The sequence below is a fragment of the Variovorax sp. AC194 genome, from assembly GCF_979257995.1.
In genome coordinates this window covers 2,783,327-2,799,313 of record NZ_OZ409823.1, presented here as the reverse complement: position 1 = coordinate 2,799,313, position 15,987 = coordinate 2,783,327, and the positions used below count along the sequence as shown (strand labels likewise).

Here is a 15,987-nt window from a genome sequence, read left to right as displayed (position 1 = left end):
CGCTCTTCCAGAGGGTACGCACGAGTTTGCTAGCATCCCCCGCGTGGCGCGCCCGGCGTGCCCGACCGCAGGAACCCTCCGCAACGAACCCGTTCCAACAGCGCCATGCACATCCACCAGACTTTTCTTTTCCGCACCGGCGCCGCAGCGCTGGTTGCCGCCGCGCTCGCCGCATGCACCACCACGCCGCTGCCGCCGGCACGGCCCGGCCAGACCGTCACCCCGCCTCCGGCGAAGCAGGCGCTCTTCATCCGCCCCGCGAGCGGCACCACCATCGGCCGCTTCGACGGCGTGCGCAACAAGGGGCTCGACATCGCGGGCAACCTGGGCGACCCCATCGTGGCATCGGCCGACGGCCGCGTGGTGTACGTGGGCGGCGAACTGCGCTCCTACGGCAACATGGTCATCGTCAAGCACAACGACACCTTCCTCACGGCCTACGCGCACGCGCAGACCATCCTCGTGAAGGAAAACGCGGTCGTGCGCCAGGGCGAGAAGATCGCCGAGATGGGCCGCAGCGATGCCGATCGCGTGAAGCTGCATTTCGAGATCCGCAAGAACGGCACCGCCGTCGATCCCGAGCCCTATCTGAACGGGCGCCTGCAGGATTGAGCGGTCGGCGCCTGCAGGCCGCATTTCATCTTTCCTTCAGGTTTTTCCGTCCGTGCGCACTAAGCTGCGTGCGACCGGGGTGGGGCACGTCTTGCAGCCCTCCCCTTCGAAACGGAGAACGAATTTGCGTCTGATTCTTTGGGGCGGCCTCCTGGCGCTGAGCCTCGTGGGTTGCGAAACCACCCGCCACGGCCGCGATCGCGACAACGACTACTACGGCCGCCCGCCGCCGCGGCCCTACTACGAGCCCGAGCGGGAAGCCCCGCGCGAGGGCCCGCGCCTGAGCGACATGCAGCAGCGCGCGCTGGACAACTGCATCGTGCTGCCGACCCGCCAGGACCGTGCGCGCTGCCGCGCGACGGTCATGTCGACGGTCCGCTAGAGCAGGCTCTCGGGCACCAGCGGCGCCAGCAGCTCCAGCTTCCAGCGCGCCCAGAAATGCGTTTCGGGCTCCGTGTGCAGGATGGTGTCGGCCGCATCGCCCGACGCCGGACTCACCCACTCGATGCCGCCCTTGGGGCCCAGCTGCAGCTGGTAGGCGCCGTCCAGGCGGATGAAGCCGATCAGGCTGGTGAGCTGCTGCGCGATCTGCGGGCTGAAGATGAAGATGCCGATCTCGGTGTTGTGCAGCTCCGAGCGCGGATCGAAATTCATCGAGCCGATGAACACCGTCTTGCGGTCGATCACCGCCGACTTGCCGTGCAGCCGGCCGCTCGCCGAGCCGTACATGCCGAAGCGCTTGGTCTCCTCCACCCGCTTGGGGCTGAGCTCGTAGAGCTCCACGCCCAGGCGCAGCATCTGGGCGCGGTAGCGCCGGTAGCCGATGTGCACCAGCGATTCGTCGGTGGCCGCGAGCGAATTGGTCACGATGCTGTAGCTCACGCCGTTGCCGCGGATGACGCGGATCGACTCCATGCCGCCACGCCCGGGAATCAGGTAGGGCGTGGTCTGCATGATCTCGCTCTGCGCGCCGCCCAGGTACCGCCGCACGTTGTAGAGCACGCTTTCGCTCGCCTCGTCGGCGGGCAGCCCGCGCCCTTCCGGCGTGGGCGCGAGGGCCTTGGCCGGCGGGTCGGCATAGGCCTCGGCGCGTGCCCACACCAGCTTCAGCGTGCCCGCATCCAGGTCCTTGGCCAGCGGGTTGTTGCCCAGCAGGTCGGTGGAGTCGGGCTCCTCGGGATGCAGGGTCTCGGGCCCGCTGGTCAGGCGGTCGAAACGCTCGCGCAGTTCCTTCGGCGATTCGCTGCCCTTGGCCACCAGCGATTCGATCGGGTACACGTAGGGGCTGTTCCAGTACATGTCGAACAGCGACGAGAGGCGGGGCACCACGGCGCCCGCGACCAGCGTGTCGATGTCGATGAAGTTCGAGCCCCCGTCGCGCAGGAAATACTCGTTGGCGATGTTGCGCCCGCCCATGACCGCCATCGTGTTGTCCACCACGAAGAGCTTGTTGTGCATGCGGCGGTGCACGCGGTCGAAGTCGAACAGCGACGCGGCCCAGCGCGTGCCGAAGCGGTCGCGCCCCGCGGGAAACGGGTTGAACAGGCGCACCTCGACGTTCGGATGCGAGGCGAAGCTGGTGAAGAGCGGATCGGCGCCCGCCGTGTAGAGATCGTCCACCAAGAGGCGCACGCGCACGCCGCGGTCGGCCGCATCGCGCAGCGCCCGCAGCAGATAGCGGCCGGTCTCGTCGTTCTGCACGAGGTAGTACTGCACGTCGATGGAGCGCTGCGCGCGGCGCGCGAGTTCGATGCGCGCATGCAGCGAGAACTGCGGCATCGGCAGCAGGCGGAATCCGCTCAGGGGTTCGCCCGGCGGCGCGGCCGCTTTCACGAGGCGGCCGAGCATCGTCTGGGCGCCGTCGGCGACGGCCATCGAGGGCTTGCGCTGCACGTCGGTGGGCAGGCCCGCGCAACCGGCCATGCAGAGCGCGGCGAGGCCGGCGATCAGCCACGCCAGCCGCGCCAGCTGCGTCAGCTGCACCAGCTGCACCAGCTGCACCAGCTGCACCAGCCATTGGGCGCACGGTTTTTCAACCCGGTCGGGGATGTGGGACATGGAAGCGAGAGAAGTGGGGCAAGCGCACGAAGCGGAATGGGAGGACATCCGCGGCTCGCGGTTTCTACCATGCGCGCGCGCTGCGGCGGAGGGCGCCCCTTGTGGCGCCGCTCGGTGCGCGGCGCTCAGGCGTCTGCAGGAATGGTGATGCCCGAGACGTCGCTCGCCGGGCTGCGCTGCGGCGTCCATTGCCGCACGAAGTGGTCCGCCCGCAGCGTCGCGCGCTCGACCGCCGACTCCCACGACAGTTGCTGCGTGATCACCAGCGCGCACCGCGCAACGCCGTGCTGGCTCAACTCCGCAAGCCCCGCGTAGGTGCCATGGTGCGTACGCGCGAGCTCGATCCAGCATGCCCAGCCTTCCGGGACGTGGATATCGAGGCGCACTGTGTCCATAGTTTCCAGACCATAGGCCTTTGTGCCGCGGATTCCAATAAGTGAATCCCTTAGTACTACTTCACCTGTTCATGGGATGTGAAGGTTTGCGCGGTGGGGCAGGCGCCCGGCTGCGTCGGCTGGCCGCGGCCCGCGGACGTTGAGCAGGGACCCGTGCGAACGCGGCAGCCTCGACCCTACGTGCGTGCAGGACGACCGGCTACATTCGGCCCACGGCAGACCTTTCACACTGCACAGACATCCGGCAATCACAGAACAGGCCACGCATCATGAAAAAACTCGCTCTCTTCGCATTCCTCGGCCTCATGAGCGCCGTCCCCGCCATGGCCCAGGGCGAGTACAGCTACGAAAACGACCGCCGCTACTGCGCCAGCGGCCGCTCGGGTATGGACTTCAACTCCTGCATGCGGCAACTGCGTCACGACCGCGAACGCCAGGATCGCCGCGAGTACGAGCGGCGCGAATACGAGCAGCGCCGCGAGTACGAAGGCCGCCAGCGCTGGCAGGAGCCCGCGCCGGTCTACGTGCCCGAGTACCAGCGCCAGCCCCAGTACCAGCAGGAACGCCCCAAGCTCAGCGACATGCAGGAGCGCGCCCTGAACAACTGCAACCTGCTCGCGCCCCGCGACCAGCCGCGCTGCCGCGCGACGGTGATGTCGACGGTCCGCTAGGCGTTTTCTTCGCCGGCCCGCGCGGGCCGGCCTGCCGCATGACGCTCGACCTGTTCGACGACCCTCCCCGCAGCGCCCGCGAAGCGATCGGTTCCGGCGCCTTCGTCCTCCCCGGTTTCGCTCTGCCCCTTGCCGACGCGTTGCTCTCGGCCGTGCGGGCGGTTGCGCAAGATGCGCCCTTTCGCCACCTCGTCACGCCCGGCGGCTTCACGATGTCGGTCGCGCTCACCAACTGCGGCGCGCTCGGCTGGACCAGCGACCGCCGCGGCTACCGCTACAGCGCCACCGATCCCGACACCGGCAGGCCGTGGCCCGCCATGCCCGAGGCATTCGCGCGCCTGGCCCGCGAGGCCGCATCGGCCGCCGGCTTCGAGGGCTTCGCGCCCGATGCGTGCCTCATCAACCGCTACGCACCCGGCGCGCGGCTTTCGCTGCACCAAGACAAGGACGAGCATGACTACGGCGCGCCGATCGTCTCGGTCTCGCTTGGCATGCCGGCGGTGTTCCTGTTCGGCGGGCACGAACGCGGCGACAAGGCCGCGCGCATCCCGCTGGCGCACGGCGATGTCGTGGTCTGGGGCGGCGAGGACCGGCTGCGCTACCACGGCGTGCTGGCGCTGAAGGACCAGCCGCATCCGGCGCTCGGGAGCCTGCGCATCAACCTCACCTTCCGGAAGGCCGGCTGAGCCCGCATGCAGAAGACGCACAAGACCACCGAGACCAACGACCCCGGCAACGCGATCCGCGCGCTCTATGTCGCGCTCTGGCACTTCGCGGCCGGCGCACGCGGGCAACTGCTCGGCGCCACCGCACTGCTCGCGTCCTCACAGCTCATCCGCCTCGCGCTCCCCTACCTCGCGGGCCAGGCCATCAACGCGTTGCAGCGCAGCGACTTCAGCGGTGCCGGCCGCTGGATCGGCACGCTGGCCGCGGTGTACGTGGGCGCGTGGGCGCTGCACGGGCCGGGCCGCATCCTGGAGCGCAACGTCGGCCTGAAGGTGCGCGAGCGCCTGGCCGACGAGCTCTACGCGCGCATCGCCGCTGCGCCGCTGGCCTGGCACGACGGCCACCATTCGGGCGAGCTGCAGCACCGCGTGCACCAGGCCAGCCGCGCGCTCGCGGACTTCGCGCAGAACCAGTTCATCTGGCTCACCAACGCGGTCAACTTCGTCGGACCGCTGGTGGCGCTCGCGCTGCTGTCGCGCACGAGCGGCGTGACGGCCCTTGCGGGCTATGTGCTGATCGGCCTGGTGATCGTGCGCATCGACCGCGCGCTCATGAAGCTCGCGCGCGCCGAGAACGATGCCGACCGGCGCTATGTGTCAGCGCTGCTCGATTTCCTGGGCAACGCATCGACCGTCATCGGCCTGCGGCTGCAGGGCGCGTCGCGGCTCTTGCTGCGCCGTCGCATGGCGGCCATTTCGCTGCCGCTCAAGCGCACCGTGGTGCTGAACGAAGGCAAGTGGTTCGCGGTCGATCTGATGGGGCTCGCGCTCACCTGGGGGCTGGTCGTCATCTACGTGTGGCAGGCGCGCACGCCGGGGCAGGCGGTGATGCTGGGCGCGGTGTTCATGATCTACCAGTACGCGCAGCAGGCGGCCGGCGTGGTGACCTCGGTGGCCGCCAACTTCAGCTTCTTCGCGCGCATGCACACCGACTATTCGAGCGCCGAGCCGATCTGGCAGGCGCCTTCGGGCGATGTGCTTGCCACTGCGCCCGAGCAGGTGCCCGAGCGCGAGCGCATCGATGCGGGCGCGACGTGGGCGCAGCTGGGCGTCGACGCGCTGCAATGGAAGTACGCGCCGCGCGGCGAACCCATCGCCGATGCGACCGAGCCGCCGCGCAGCGGCCTGCACGACGTCGCGCTCACGCTGCGCCGCGGCCAGCGCGTGGCCCTCGTCGGCCCGAGCGGCGGCGGCAAGAGCACGCTGCTGCGCGTGCTCGCGGGCCTCTATGCGCCCCATGCCGGCACACTCATGCTCGACGGCCGGCCGGTCGATTGGCCGCAGCTGCGCCGCCTCGCCACGCTGATCCCGCAGGAGACCGAACTCTTCGAAGCCAGCGTGCGCGAGAACCTCGCCTTCGGCCAGCCCGCGGACGATGCGCGCCTGCTCGCCGCGCTGCACACCAGCACCTTCGACGAGGTGCTCAAGGCCAACCACGGCGACCTGGACACGGCCGTGTCGGAGCGCGGCTTCAACCTCTCGGGTGGGCAGCGCCAGCGCCTGTGCCTCGCGCGCGGCGTGCTCGCGGCCGAGGGCAGCTCGCTGCTGCTGCTGGACGAGCCGACCAGCGCGCTCGATGCCAACACCGAAGCGCGCGTGCTCGAACGCATCGCGGCCGCGTTTCCCAACGCTTGCGTGATCGCGTCGATCCATCGCCTGAGCCTGCTCGAGCGCTTCGACACCGTGCTGCTGATGGAGGCCGGCCATGTGCTCGACCACGGCCCGCGCGACGAAGTGCTTGCGCGGCAGCCGCTGTTGCAGCGCATGACGGCGCCGGCTTAAGCCACGGCGGGCGGTCCGAACCAAGTGGCCAGGGCCTCGGCCAGCCCCTGCTGCGTCGAATCACCCACCCATGCGACATGGCCGTCGGGCCGGATCAGCACGGCCGCGGGCGCCGCGACCTGCCCGATGGCCGGAAGCTCCCACACGCCTTCGTACCGCGCATCGACCTGCCGGACCCGATCGGCCCACGGCGAGATGTCGAAGCCGCCAGGCTCGCCGAGGTTGAGCAGCACCGGCCGCGCCGCTTGCAGCAACGCGAAGACGCGCAACGGGCCCGCCGCGGTGACGAGATCGAGATCGGGCATGCGCCGCCCGAGCAGCGGGTGCCCCTCGCCCAGGTCGTAGCGAATGCCCAGGCCCGACATGTCCGCGACCAGCCGCTTGCGCGGCTCGTCCATCGCGAACAGTTCGGCGAGCGTCGCGTCCAGCGCCTTGGTGCGGTCGTCGGTGCGGCGCAGCGCGACGTGCGCCATCGTGTGGCGCAGCACGCGCGCGGCCACCGGGTGGCGCTCGGCGTGATAAGTGTCGAGCAGGCTGTCCGGCGATGTGCCGCCCACCACCTGCGCGAGCTTCCACCCCAGGTTCACCGCATCCTGCACGCCGAGGTTCAGGCCCTGCCCGCCGATCGGCGGATGCACGTGCGCCGCGTCGCCGGCCAGCAGCACGCGCCGATCGCGGTAGGCGTCCGCCTGGCGCGTCATGTCGGTGAAGCGCGAGATCCAGGTGGGGCTGTGCGCGCCGAAGTCGGTGCCGTAGACGGCGACCAGCGCTTCGCGCACATCGTGCAGCGTGGGGTTGGCATCGCGCTGCAGTTGCCGGTCGGTCAGCACGACGCGCGCCAACGCTTTCCCGGTGTTCTCGGCCTTGCCGATCGCATGGATGCCGAACGCGTTCTCGTGAAAGCCCCACTTCGGCTCCGCGGTCATCGCCACCTCGGCCATCAGCCAGCTCGTGGTCGGCTCCCAGCCGGGGAAGCCGATGCCGGCCGTCTTGCGCACCAGGCTGCGGCCGCCGTCGCAGCCGACGAGGTACGCGGCCCGCAGCGAGCGGCCGTCGGAGAGCGCGACATCGACGCCCGCGCCGTCCTGCGCGAACCCCGTCACTTCGCATCCGCGATAGACCGTCACGCCCAGTTCGCCGACCCATTCAGCGAGCAGGCGTTCGGTGTGGCGCTGCCACAGCGCGAGGCTGCAGTTGTGGCGCGAAGGAAAGTCGCCGATGTCCATCGCCGTGCGGAAATGCACGGCGCGGTGCACTTGCCCCAGCGCGAGAAAGCGCTCGACGATGCCGCGCTGGTCGAGCAGCTCGAGCGTGCGGGCATGCAGGCCGCCCGCGCGCGAGCCATCGACTTCCTGATTGACGCGCCGCTCGACGATGGCCACGTCGATGCCTGCCAACGCCAATTCGGCTGCCAGCATGAGCCCGGTCGGGCCCCCGCCCGCGATCACCACTGCGTGCGCGCTCATTGCCGCACTCCGATCCGCAGCCATTCCACAAACAAAAACAAATGCATCGATTGACTCCAAAATCCGCCGACTCCGGCGAGGGCCGGCGATTCTGAAGTACACCCCCGGGGCTTCTGCAAGGCCCCTTGTGAGTTATATTCTGGAAGTGCCAGGAGACGGTTACGGCCCACGCGGCCCGCGACGTTTCCACCAGGCTCCCCCCAAATTCAACGCCCCTTCGAAGATCCGCTCTAAGGCAGGTTCTCGCGAAAAATCACCTGGCTGCGCGTCGTCTCCACGCCGCTCAGCGCCTCGCGCTTGTCGCGCAGGTTGGTGAAGATGCGCACGCAGCTCATGAGCGTGGTGTGCGGGCTCTGCGTGATCACCGCGTCCATGCTGCCGTCGATGAGAAGCGCGCGCGTGTCGGGCGTGAGGCCGTGGCCGATGAAGACCACCTTCTGCTCGCGCCCCGCTTCCTTCAGCGCGCGCGCCACGCCGTCCGAGGCGCCGCCGATGTTGTAGATGCCGCCCATGTCGGGGTACTGCTCCAGCAGCGCGCGGGTCTGGCGGTAGTTCTTGCCCGCGTCGTCCTGGCCTTCGCGCAGGCCCACCACTTCGAGCCGCGGGAACATCTCGTCGATGACGTGCAGGAAGCCCGCCTCGCGCTCCTCGTGCGCCTTGTAGCTCAGGCTGCCCGCGATGAGCGCGACCTTTGCGGCGCGCGCGCCGATGAAGCGGCCGATGAGGTAGCCCGCGGTGCGACCGGCCGCGCGGTTATCGAGCCCCACGAACGCCGCGCGCTCGGAGTTCGAAAGGTCCGAGATCAGCGTGACCACCGGCAGCCCGCGCGCCGCCAGTGCGGCCACCGCCTCGCGCACCGCCGGATGCTCCAGCGCCATCATCGCGATGCCGTCGCAGCGCTGCCCGTGTCGCCGCAACGCGTTCGCGAGCTCGTGCGGATTGAAGCTCTCGATGAACACCGTGCGGCACTGCACGTTGAACGGCGCCCAGTGCTCCTGCGAATAACCCACCATGTCGCCCAGCATGCGGATGAAGCGGTTGGTGCCCGCGGGCAAGAGGAACACCAGCCGCAGCGGCGGCGGCGTCAGCGCCGCATAGAGCTCGGGCCCCGGCAGGTAGTCGAGCTCGCCCGCGGCCTTGAGCACGCGCTGCACCGTGGCGTCGCGCACGCCGGGCCGCCGGTTGAGCACGCGATCGACCGTGGCGGTGGACACCTGCGCCGCGCGGGCGATGTCCACCACGCGCGCACGCCGTGCATCGGAAGGAGGTGCATCGGAAGGAGGTGAAGGGTTATCCCGCATACATCAAAAACCATCAGGAGCAAGTTTGACCCGGATGATGCATCCTTTTATCTTCGCTGTGGCCCGAATCCAATGGTGCATCAGATTGCATCAACCGCATTCCGAAGATCCTGGAGACAAAAGACATGAACTCGCTGACCCGTCGCAGTGCGCTGCGCACCCTTTCCGCCCTCCCCGCCGCCGGCATCGTGTCGGCCGTGCCGCGCATCGCGCGCGCCGCGGAGTTCTCGTACAAGTACGGCAACAACCTGCCGCTGAGCCATCCGCTGAACATCCGCGCGCAAGAGGCCGCGGACCGCATCGCCAAGGAAACCAAGGGCCGGGTCGAGATCAAGATCTTCCCGAACAACCAGCTGGGCGGCGACACCGACATGCTCGCGCAGGTGCGCTCGGGCGGCATCGAGTTCTTCACGCCCTCGGCGCTCGTGATCGCCACGCTCGTGCCGGTGGCCGCCATCAACGCGGTGGGCTTCGCGTTCAGCGACTACAACCAGGTGTGGGGCGCGATGGACGGCAAGCTCGGCGCGCACGTGCGCGGCGCCATCGCCAAGTCGCGGCTCTACGCCTTCGAGAAGATGTGGGACAACGGCTTTCGCCAGACCACCAGCAGCAAGGCCGCGGTCGCAAATGCGAAGGACATGGACGGCCTGAAGATTCGCGTGCCGGTGAGCCCGCTGTCGATCTCGATGTTCAAGGGCCTGGGCGCCGCGCCCGCGAGCCTGCAGTTCAGCGAGGTGTATTCCGCGCTGCAGACCAAGATCGTCGATGCGCAGGAGAACCCGCTGCCCATCATCCAGGTCGCCAAGCTCTTCGAGGTGCAGAAGTTCTGCTCGCTCACCAACCACATCTGGGACGGCTACTGGTTCATCGCCAACGGCCGCGCGTGGGACGCGTTGCCCGATGACCTGAAGACCATCGTCGCGCGCGCCATCAACGAGGCGGGCATGCAGCAGCGCGAGGACATCAAGAAGCTCAACGAATCGGTGGTCGGCGACCTGCAGGCCAAGGGCCTCGCCATCAACCGCCCCACGGCCGACAGCTTCCGCGCGAAGCTGCGCGAATCGGGCTTCTACGGCGAGTGGAAGGGCCGCTTCGGCCCCGAGGCGTGGGCGCTGCTCGAAGGCGCCGTCGGCAAGCTGGCCTGAGCGGGCCATGGTGCATGAATCCACTTTCGAAGCTGCGCCTTTCACCGGCGCCGGCCCTTCGGCCAACGCGCTGAGCGGCATCGCCGCGCGCGCCGACCGCGTGCTCGGCGGCGCCGTCGAGGCGGTGGCCGCGCTGCTGGTGCTGGCCGAAATCTGCGTGCTGTTCGCGGGCGTGGTGTCGCGCTACGTGTTCCATGCACCGCTGGTGTGGTCGGACGAACTCGCCTCGATCCTCTTTCTCTGGCTCTCGATGCTGGGCGCCGTGGTGGCGCTGCGGCGCGGCGAGCACATGCGCATGACGGCGCTGCTGCAGAAGGTGACGCCTTCGACGCGCGCCATGCTCGATGCGTTCGCCATCGCCGCGTCGATCGCATTCCTCGTGCTCATCATCTGGCCCTCGATCGACTACGCGCACGAAGAGTCGTTCATCGTCACGCCCGCGCTGGAGATCAGCAACGCCTGGCGCGCCGCCGCCATTCCGGCGGGCATCGGCATCATGCTGGCGATGGCGCTGCTGCGCCTCGTGCGCGTGTGCACGGGCAAGCAGATCGCCGTCGCGGTGCTCGGCATGGCCGCGCTGGTGGGCGCCTTCTGGCTCGCCGCGCCGCTGTTCGCGACGCTCGGCAAGTTCAACCTCGTGATCTTCTTCGTGATCGTGGTGGCGGCGACCGTGCTCTCGGGCGTGCCGATCGCGTTTTCGTTCGCGCTCGCCACCTTCGGGTACCTGGCGCTCACCACACGCACGCCGCTGCTGGTGATGGTCGGGCGGCTGGACGAAGGCATGTCGCACCTCATCCTGCTCGCGGTGCCGCTCTTCATCTTCCTGGGCGCGCTGATCGAGATGACGGGCATGGCGCGCGCCATGATCCAGTTCCTCGCGAGCCTCCTGGGCCATGTGCGCGGCGGCCTCTCGTATGTGCTGATCGGCGCGATGTACCTGGTGTCGGGCATCTCGGGCTCCAAGATCGCCGACATGGCCGCCATCGCGCCGGTGCTGTTCCCCGAGATGGTCAAGCGCGGCGCCAAGCCCGGCGACCTGGTGGCGCTGCTCTCGGCCACGGGCGCGCAGACCGAGACCATTCCGCCCTCGATCGTGCTCATCACCATCGGCTCGGTCACCGGCATCTCGATCGCCGCGCTCTTCACCGGCGGGCTGCTGCCGGCCGTGGTGCTCGGCGTGGCGCTGTGCGTGGTCGTGTGGTGGCGCTACCGCCGCGAAGACCTGAGCGGCGTGCAGCGCTACAGCAAGCGCGAAATCGGCAAGCTGCTGATGGTCGCGCTGCCCGCGGTGCTGCTGCCCTTCGTGATCCGCGCCGCGGTGGTCGAAGGCGTGGCCACGGCCACCGAGGTGTCGACCATCGGCATCGTGTATTCGGCGCTCGTCGGTCTCTTCGTGTACCGGCAGTTCGACTGGAAGCGGCTGAAGCCAATGCTGATCGACACCGCCTCGCTCTCGGGCGCGATCATCTTCATCGTGGGCTGCGCGACGGCCATGGCCTGGGGCCTCACGCAGTCGGGCTTCTCGCAGGACCTGGCCCGCATCATGGGCGCGCTGCCGGGCGGCGCGTATGGCTTCCTCGCTGTATCGATCGTCGCGTTCATCGTGCTGGGCAGCGTGCTCGAGGGCATTCCGGCCATCGTGCTGTTCGGACCGCTCCTCTTTCCCATCGCCAAGGCGGCGGGCGTGCACGAGGTGCACTACGCGATGGTCGTGATCTTCTCGATGGGCATCGGCCTCTTCGCGCCGCCCTTCGGCGTCGGCTACTACGGCGCGTGCGCCGTGAGCAAGGTCAACCCCGACGAGGGCATCAAGCACATCTGGGGCTACATCGCCGCGATGCTGGTGGGCCTCGTGATCGTGGCCGCCTTCCCGTGGTTCTCGACCGGCTTCCTCAAGTTCTGATCACAACAACACACTCACATCACCGGAGCCAATTGCAATGAGTCGATTCCTCGGCGAGATCCGCCAGCTGGGCTATGTCGTGCACGACATCGAAGCCGCCATGGACTACTGGAGCACCAAGCTGGGCGTGGGCCCGTGGTTCTACAACCCGAAGGTGCCCATCAAGAACTACCGCTACAACGGTGAAGCCCATGAGCCGCACAACTCGGTGGCGCTCGCGAACTCGGGCTACGTGCAGGTCGAACTGATCCAGACGCGCAACGACGTGCCCTCGATGTACCGCGACTTCCTGCAGGCCGGCCGCACGGGCCTGCAGCACGTCGCCTACTGGACGGCCGACTACGACGCCGACCTCGCGCGCCTCACCGCGCAGGGCTTCAAGCCCGTGATGAGCGGCGAAGTGGGCGAGCGCGGCCGCTTCATCTACTTCGACACCGAGTACCACCCGGGCACGGTGATCGAGCTGTCCGAAGTGGCAGGCCCCAAGGGCAAGATGTTCGACCTGATCCGCAGCGCCTCCGAAGGCTGGGACGGCAGCGAACCCGTGCGGCCCTTCCCCGACCTGAGCAAGCTGTGACGATGGCGGCCGAACGCATCCGCGCGCGCTACCTGATCGAGACGCCGGTCGAGCCGGCGGCCGTGGCCGAGGTGATGGCCGGCGAGCAATCGTGCGGCACCTTCACGCGCGTGGAGGGCGAGACCGATGCACTGCGCGAACGCGCGCGTGCCACCGTCGAGGCGATCACCGAGCTGGACCCGGCCTCTTCGCCGAGCCTGCCGAACGCACTGCTCGAACGCAAGGGCACGCGCGGGCCGTGGCGGCGTGCGCATGTAGACATCTCGTTTCCCGTCGCGAACATCGGCGCCAACCTGCCGACGCTCGCAGCGACCGTCTCGGGCAACCTCTACGACCTGGGCGAAGTGACGGGCCTTCGGCTCGAATCGCTGCACGTGCCGGCCGCCTACCGCGCGCAGTTCGAGCTGCCGCGCGTCGGCATCGCGGGCACGCGGCGCGCCACGGGTGTGGCCAGCGGCGCGCTGGTCGGCACGATCATCAAGCCGAACGTGGGCCTCTCGGCGGCGGACACCGCCGCACTGGTCGCCAGGCTCTGCGCCGCGGGCGTCGATTTCATCAAGGACGACGAGGTCTGCGCCGACCCCGCGCACGCGCCGCTGGCCGAGCGCGTGCCGGCCGTGATGGCGGTCGTGCGCGCGCATCAGGAGCGCACCGGCAAGCACGTGATGGTGGCCTTCAACATCACCGACGAAACGGATGCGATGAAGCGGCACGCCGATCTCGTGGAACGCGAAGGCGGCTCCTGCGTGATGGCCAGCCTCAACTGGTGCGGCCACTCGGGCATCCAGACGCTGCGGCGCCACACGGGCCTTGCGCTGCACGGCCACCGCAACGGCTACGGCGCGCTGTCGCGGCATCCGCTGCTGGGCATTTCGTTCCAGGCGTACCAGACGCTCTGGCGCCTTGCGGGCGTGGACCACATGCACGTGCACGGCCTGCAGGGCAAGTTCTCGCAGCCCGACAGCGAAGTCATCGAATCGGCGCGCGACTGCTTCACGCCGCTCACCGATGCGGCGAACGATTGCGTGATGCCCGCCTTCTCCTCGGGCCAGTGGGCCGGCACCGTGCCCGCCACCTGGACCGCCATCGGCAGCGACGACTTGCTCTTCATGGCGGGCGGCGGCATCCTCGCGCACCCGGACGGCGCCGAGGCCGGCGTGACCAGCATCCGCCAGGCCTGGTCGGCCGCGCGCGCGGGCACCGCGTTGCTGGACGCCGCGATGAGCGCGCCCGAACTCGCGCGCGCCCTCGCCTTCTTCGGCAAGCCGTGACGCCAGCGAACCCGGCACCGGCCGTCGTCTACTACGGGGACGATTTCACCGGCGCGACCGACACGCTCGGCACCGCGGCCCGCGCGGGCCTGCGCGCCCTGCTGTTCCTGGAGACGCCCGATGCCGCGCGGCTCGAACGCGCCGGCCCGCTCGACGTGCTGGGCATCGCGGGCGCGGCGCGCGCCATGACGCCCGAAGCGATGCAGGCCGAACTTGCGCCCGTCGCCGCGTTGTTCCGCGCGCTCGGCGCGCGCGTGCTGCACTACAAGACCTGCTCGACCTTCGACAGCGCACCGCACATCGGCTCCATCGGTGCGGCCGTGCGCGCGTTGCGCGGCGCGGTCGAACAGCCGTGGACCGCCATCGTCGGCGGGCAGCCGAACCTCGGCCGGCACTGCCTGTTCGGCAACCTGTTCGCCGCGGCGGGCGCCGGCGGCGAGGTGTTCCGCATCGACCGGCATCCGACGATGAGCCGGCATCCGGTGACGCCGATGCACGAGGCCGATCTGCGGCTGCACCTGGCCGGGCAGGGGCTGGCCGACGTGCGCTCCATTCCTTTCACCGTCGCGTCGAAGGGCGGCGATGCGCTCGGCGAGGCGCTGCACGGCACGCTGCATCCGCCTTCACCCGCAACACAACCCGAGGCCGTGCTGTTCGACGTGGCCGATGCCGCGCAACTCGCGGCCATCGGCGAAGTGCTGTGGGCCCACGCATTGCGCGACACCTTGCTGGCGGTAGGACCAAGCAGCGTGGTCGACGCACTGGCCACGGCGCTCGGCACGCGCGCCGATGCGGCAACTACGCAGTCGGTCGTGACACCGGCGAACGGGCCCGTGCTCGTCCTTGCGGGCAGCCTCTCGCCCGTCACGGCGCGGCAGGTGGCGGCGACGCGGTCATTCGACGTCGTGTGGCTCGACGCGCCGAAACTCGCCCTGCAGGACGCATCCACGCTGGAGCGCCATGCCCTGGAAATCGCGCAGGCGCTCGCTCGCGGCCGGAACGTCCTCGCCTGTACGCGCCCGCCCGAGCAGGCATCGCCATCGCCGGACGTCGATGCCCAGGCCCTCGCGCGCGCCGGTGGTGAATTGCTGGTTCGCGTGCTGGCGCAAACGCCGCTGCGCCGCGTCGGCGTCGCCGGTGGCGACACCTCGAGCCACGGCGTGCAGGCGCTGGACGCCTGGGGCCTTTCCTACGTGGCCGACATGGGCGCGGGCGCCTCGCTGTGCCGCGTGCACAGCGACGACGCGCGGCTCGACGGCATGGAGATCATGCTCAAGGGCGGCCAGATGGGCACCGAGGACGTGTTCGAGCGCCTGGTGCACGGCACGGACTGAACCGCGTCGGGCCGGCCTACATCTGCCCCTGCCCGTCGCTGGTGCGGTCGTGCACCCAGCGCACCGCCTGCTGCTCGGCATGGCGCAGCGCCTCCACCTCGGTGGCGTAGGAGCCTTCGTCGGTGTCGTTGGGCAGCTCGATGTCTTCGGGCTGGTCCGACCGGCCCTGGCAGCGCACGACCGGCCGGTAGGTCAGGTCGTCGATGCGCTCGGCGCGGCACAGGAACATCCAGCCCCTGTAGGTGAAGGTGACGAGACGCTCGTCGAGCGGCGGTGAGGTGGTGTCCATGGGTGGCCTTGTCTTTCCTTGTGATCGGCCTTCAATCTGCGCCGCGCTCCCAGGGACGCGTGTGAGAACCGGCCCACGTCGCGCGTCGGCAGAAGCACCGGATCGGCGGCTGCGCGCTGCGTTACGGTCGGTGAACATCCACATACAAGCACGCCCATCATGGAAATCCTCTCCCTCATTCAATGGCCGGCCTTCGCCGCCTCGGTCGCCGCGGCTTGGCTGGTGGCCTCGAATGCCAAAGGCCGCCGGAACGTCGGCTTCTGGGTCTTCCTGGCGAGCAATGTGCTGTGGACGGTGTGGGGCGTGCACACGCAGGCGTGGGCGCTGATCGCGCTGCAGGTGTGCCTGGCGGCGCTGAACATCCGGGGCCTCTTCAAGACCGAAGAGGGGTAAGTGCAGGCGGTGCTGCGCGCCTTGCACGCGCACGCGAAGAATTCCTACGCAGCCGCTGCACGTCG

At 69.3% G+C, this 15,987-nt stretch carries 16 protein-coding genes; 11 read left to right on the top strand and 5 right to left on the bottom strand.

Annotated elements, in window-relative coordinates; translation table 11 throughout:
- The first annotated feature begins 105 nt into the window (after nucleotides 1–105).
- On the top strand, nucleotides 106–612 hold the full coding sequence (locus ACZYRS_RS13390) for a murein hydrolase activator EnvC family protein (protein ID WP_198784629.1): 507 nt from the start codon (nucleotides 106–108) through the stop codon (nucleotides 610–612).
- Nucleotides 613–736: 124 nt separating this feature from the next.
- Nucleotides 737–994 (top strand): hypothetical protein, encoded by a 258-nt coding sequence (locus ACZYRS_RS13385; RefSeq protein ID WP_463419654.1) that lies wholly within the window; start codon nucleotides 737–739, stop codon nucleotides 992–994.
- On the opposite strand, the gene ACZYRS_RS13380 is transcribed toward ACZYRS_RS13385, so the two are convergent.
- Together ACZYRS_RS13380 and ACZYRS_RS13375 are read right to left on the bottom strand one after the other, a co-directional pair.
- A complete protein-coding gene (locus ACZYRS_RS13380) occupies nucleotides 991–2,535 on the bottom strand; it encodes a phospholipase D family protein (protein ID WP_463422484.1) in 1,545 nt (514 codons plus the stop codon). The genes ACZYRS_RS13385 and ACZYRS_RS13380 overlap by 4 nt on opposite strands.
- 260 nt (nucleotides 2,536–2,795) lie before the next feature.
- Nucleotides 2,796–3,065, bottom strand: coding sequence for a hypothetical protein (locus ACZYRS_RS13375; RefSeq protein WP_463419653.1), 270 nt, complete (start codon nucleotides 3,063–3,065; stop codon nucleotides 2,796–2,798).
- A gap of 269 nt (nucleotides 3,066–3,334) precedes the next feature.
- Between ACZYRS_RS13375 and ACZYRS_RS13370 the strand changes: the two genes are divergently transcribed.
- From ACZYRS_RS13370 to ACZYRS_RS13360, 3 genes are read left to right on the top strand one after another with little or no spacing between them, the layout of a single operon-like run.
- The gene (locus ACZYRS_RS13370) at nucleotides 3,335–3,736 is read left to right on the top strand and encodes a hypothetical protein (RefSeq protein ID WP_463419652.1); all 402 of its coding nucleotides are present in this window, start codon (nucleotides 3,335–3,337) and stop codon (nucleotides 3,734–3,736) included.
- A 38-nt stretch (nucleotides 3,737–3,774) separates the two neighbouring features.
- Nucleotides 3,775–4,422: a DNA oxidative demethylase AlkB gene (gene alkB, locus ACZYRS_RS13365; RefSeq protein WP_463419651.1), complete on the top strand. Its 648-nt coding sequence runs from the start codon at nucleotides 3,775–3,777 to the stop codon at nucleotides 4,420–4,422.
- 6 nt (nucleotides 4,423–4,428) lie between these two features.
- The gene (locus ACZYRS_RS13360) at nucleotides 4,429–6,243 is read left to right on the top strand and encodes an ABC transporter ATP-binding protein (RefSeq protein WP_463419650.1); all 1,815 of its coding nucleotides are present in this window, start codon (nucleotides 4,429–4,431) and stop codon (nucleotides 6,241–6,243) included.
- Here the strand turns inward: ACZYRS_RS13360 and ACZYRS_RS13355 are convergent.
- Together ACZYRS_RS13355 and ACZYRS_RS13350 are read right to left on the bottom strand one after the other, a co-directional pair.
- Complete coding sequence (locus ACZYRS_RS13355) at nucleotides 6,240–7,709, bottom strand: FAD-dependent monooxygenase (protein WP_463419649.1); 1,470 nt, start codon at nucleotides 7,707–7,709, stop codon at nucleotides 6,240–6,242. The two genes, ACZYRS_RS13360 and ACZYRS_RS13355, sit on opposite strands and share 4 nt — an antisense overlap.
- 230 nt (nucleotides 7,710–7,939) lie before the next feature.
- Nucleotides 7,940–9,010 (bottom strand): LacI family DNA-binding transcriptional regulator, encoded by a 1,071-nt coding sequence (locus ACZYRS_RS13350; RefSeq protein WP_463419648.1) that lies wholly within the window; start codon nucleotides 9,008–9,010, stop codon nucleotides 7,940–7,942.
- A 125-nt stretch (nucleotides 9,011–9,135) separates the two neighbouring features.
- On the opposite strand from ACZYRS_RS13350, the gene ACZYRS_RS13345 reads away from it, so the two are divergent.
- The 5 genes from ACZYRS_RS13345 to ACZYRS_RS13325 are packed head-to-tail and all read left to right on the top strand — an operon-like array spanning nucleotide 9,136 to nucleotide 15,240.
- Nucleotides 9,136–10,155, top strand: a complete 1,020-nt coding sequence (locus tag ACZYRS_RS13345; protein WP_198784638.1) for a TRAP transporter substrate-binding protein — start codon at nucleotides 9,136–9,138, stop codon at nucleotides 10,153–10,155.
- A 7-nt stretch (nucleotides 10,156–10,162) separates the two neighbouring features.
- Nucleotides 10,163–12,058 (top strand): TRAP transporter large permease, encoded by a 1,896-nt coding sequence (locus ACZYRS_RS13340; RefSeq protein ID WP_463419647.1) that lies wholly within the window; start codon nucleotides 10,163–10,165, stop codon nucleotides 12,056–12,058.
- Nucleotides 12,059–12,095: 37 nt separating this feature from the next.
- Complete coding sequence (locus tag ACZYRS_RS13335) at nucleotides 12,096–12,635, top strand: VOC family protein (RefSeq protein ID WP_042581441.1); 540 nt, start codon at nucleotides 12,096–12,098, stop codon at nucleotides 12,633–12,635.
- A gap of 2 nt (nucleotides 12,636–12,637) precedes the next feature.
- Nucleotides 12,638–13,906 (top strand): ribulose-bisphosphate carboxylase large subunit family protein, encoded by a 1,269-nt coding sequence (locus tag ACZYRS_RS13330; protein ID WP_463419646.1) that lies wholly within the window; start codon nucleotides 12,638–12,640, stop codon nucleotides 13,904–13,906.
- Nucleotides 13,903–15,240 (top strand): four-carbon acid sugar kinase family protein, encoded by a 1,338-nt coding sequence (locus ACZYRS_RS13325; RefSeq protein ID WP_463419645.1) that lies wholly within the window; start codon nucleotides 13,903–13,905, stop codon nucleotides 15,238–15,240. Before ACZYRS_RS13330 ends, ACZYRS_RS13325 begins: the two co-directional genes overlap by 4 nt.
- A 16-nt stretch (nucleotides 15,241–15,256) precedes the next feature.
- Here the strand turns inward: ACZYRS_RS13325 and ACZYRS_RS13320 are convergent, their stop codons facing one another.
- Nucleotides 15,257–15,529, bottom strand: coding sequence for a hypothetical protein (locus ACZYRS_RS13320; RefSeq protein ID WP_198784643.1), 273 nt, complete (start codon nucleotides 15,527–15,529; stop codon nucleotides 15,257–15,259).
- Nucleotides 15,530–15,688: 159 nt separating this feature from the next.
- On the opposite strand from ACZYRS_RS13320, the gene ACZYRS_RS13315 reads away from it, so the two are divergent.
- Nucleotides 15,689–15,922 (top strand): hypothetical protein, encoded by a 234-nt coding sequence (locus ACZYRS_RS13315; protein ID WP_198784644.1) that lies wholly within the window; start codon nucleotides 15,689–15,691, stop codon nucleotides 15,920–15,922.
- Nucleotides 15,923–15,987: the final 65 nt, after the last annotated feature.

Bases quoted from the DNA above. Each gene is read 5' to 3' on its own strand.
- ACZYRS_RS13355 (WP_463419649.1), bottom strand. From the start codon at position 7,709: ATGAGCGCGCACGCAGTGGTGATCGCGGGCGGGGGCCCGACCGGGCTC.
- ACZYRS_RS13340 (WP_463419647.1), top strand. From the start codon at position 10,163: ATGGTGCATGAATCCACTTTCGAAGCTGCGCCTTTCACCGGCGCCGGC.
- ACZYRS_RS13345 (WP_198784638.1), top strand. From the start codon at position 9,136: ATGAACTCGCTGACCCGTCGCAGTGCGCTGCGCACCCTTTCCGCCCTC.
- ACZYRS_RS13315 (WP_198784644.1), top strand. From the start codon at position 15,689: ATGGAAATCCTCTCCCTCATTCAATGGCCGGCCTTCGCCGCCTCGGTC.
- alkB (WP_463419651.1), top strand. From the start codon at position 3,775: ATGACGCTCGACCTGTTCGACGACCCTCCCCGCAGCGCCCGCGAAGCG.
- ACZYRS_RS13320 (WP_198784643.1), bottom strand. From the start codon at position 15,529: ATGGACACCACCTCACCGCCGCTCGACGAGCGTCTCGTCACCTTCACC.
- ACZYRS_RS13375 (WP_463419653.1), bottom strand. From the start codon at position 3,065: ATGGACACAGTGCGCCTCGATATCCACGTCCCGGAAGGCTGGGCATGC.
- ACZYRS_RS13335 (WP_042581441.1), top strand. From the start codon at position 12,096: ATGAGTCGATTCCTCGGCGAGATCCGCCAGCTGGGCTATGTCGTGCAC.
- ACZYRS_RS13370 (WP_463419652.1), top strand. From the start codon at position 3,335: ATGAAAAAACTCGCTCTCTTCGCATTCCTCGGCCTCATGAGCGCCGTC.
- ACZYRS_RS13350 (WP_463419648.1), bottom strand. From the start codon at position 9,010: ATGCGGGATAACCCTTCACCTCCTTCCGATGCACCTCCTTCCGATGCA.
- ACZYRS_RS13330 (WP_463419646.1), top strand. From the start codon at position 12,638: ATGGCGGCCGAACGCATCCGCGCGCGCTACCTGATCGAGACGCCGGTC.
- ACZYRS_RS13380 (WP_463422484.1), bottom strand. From the start codon at position 2,535: ATGGCCGGTTGCGCGGGCCTGCCCACCGACGTGCAGCGCAAGCCCTCG.
- ACZYRS_RS13360 (WP_463419650.1), top strand. From the start codon at position 4,429: ATGCAGAAGACGCACAAGACCACCGAGACCAACGACCCCGGCAACGCG.
- ACZYRS_RS13390 (WP_198784629.1), top strand. From the start codon at position 106: ATGCACATCCACCAGACTTTTCTTTTCCGCACCGGCGCCGCAGCGCTG.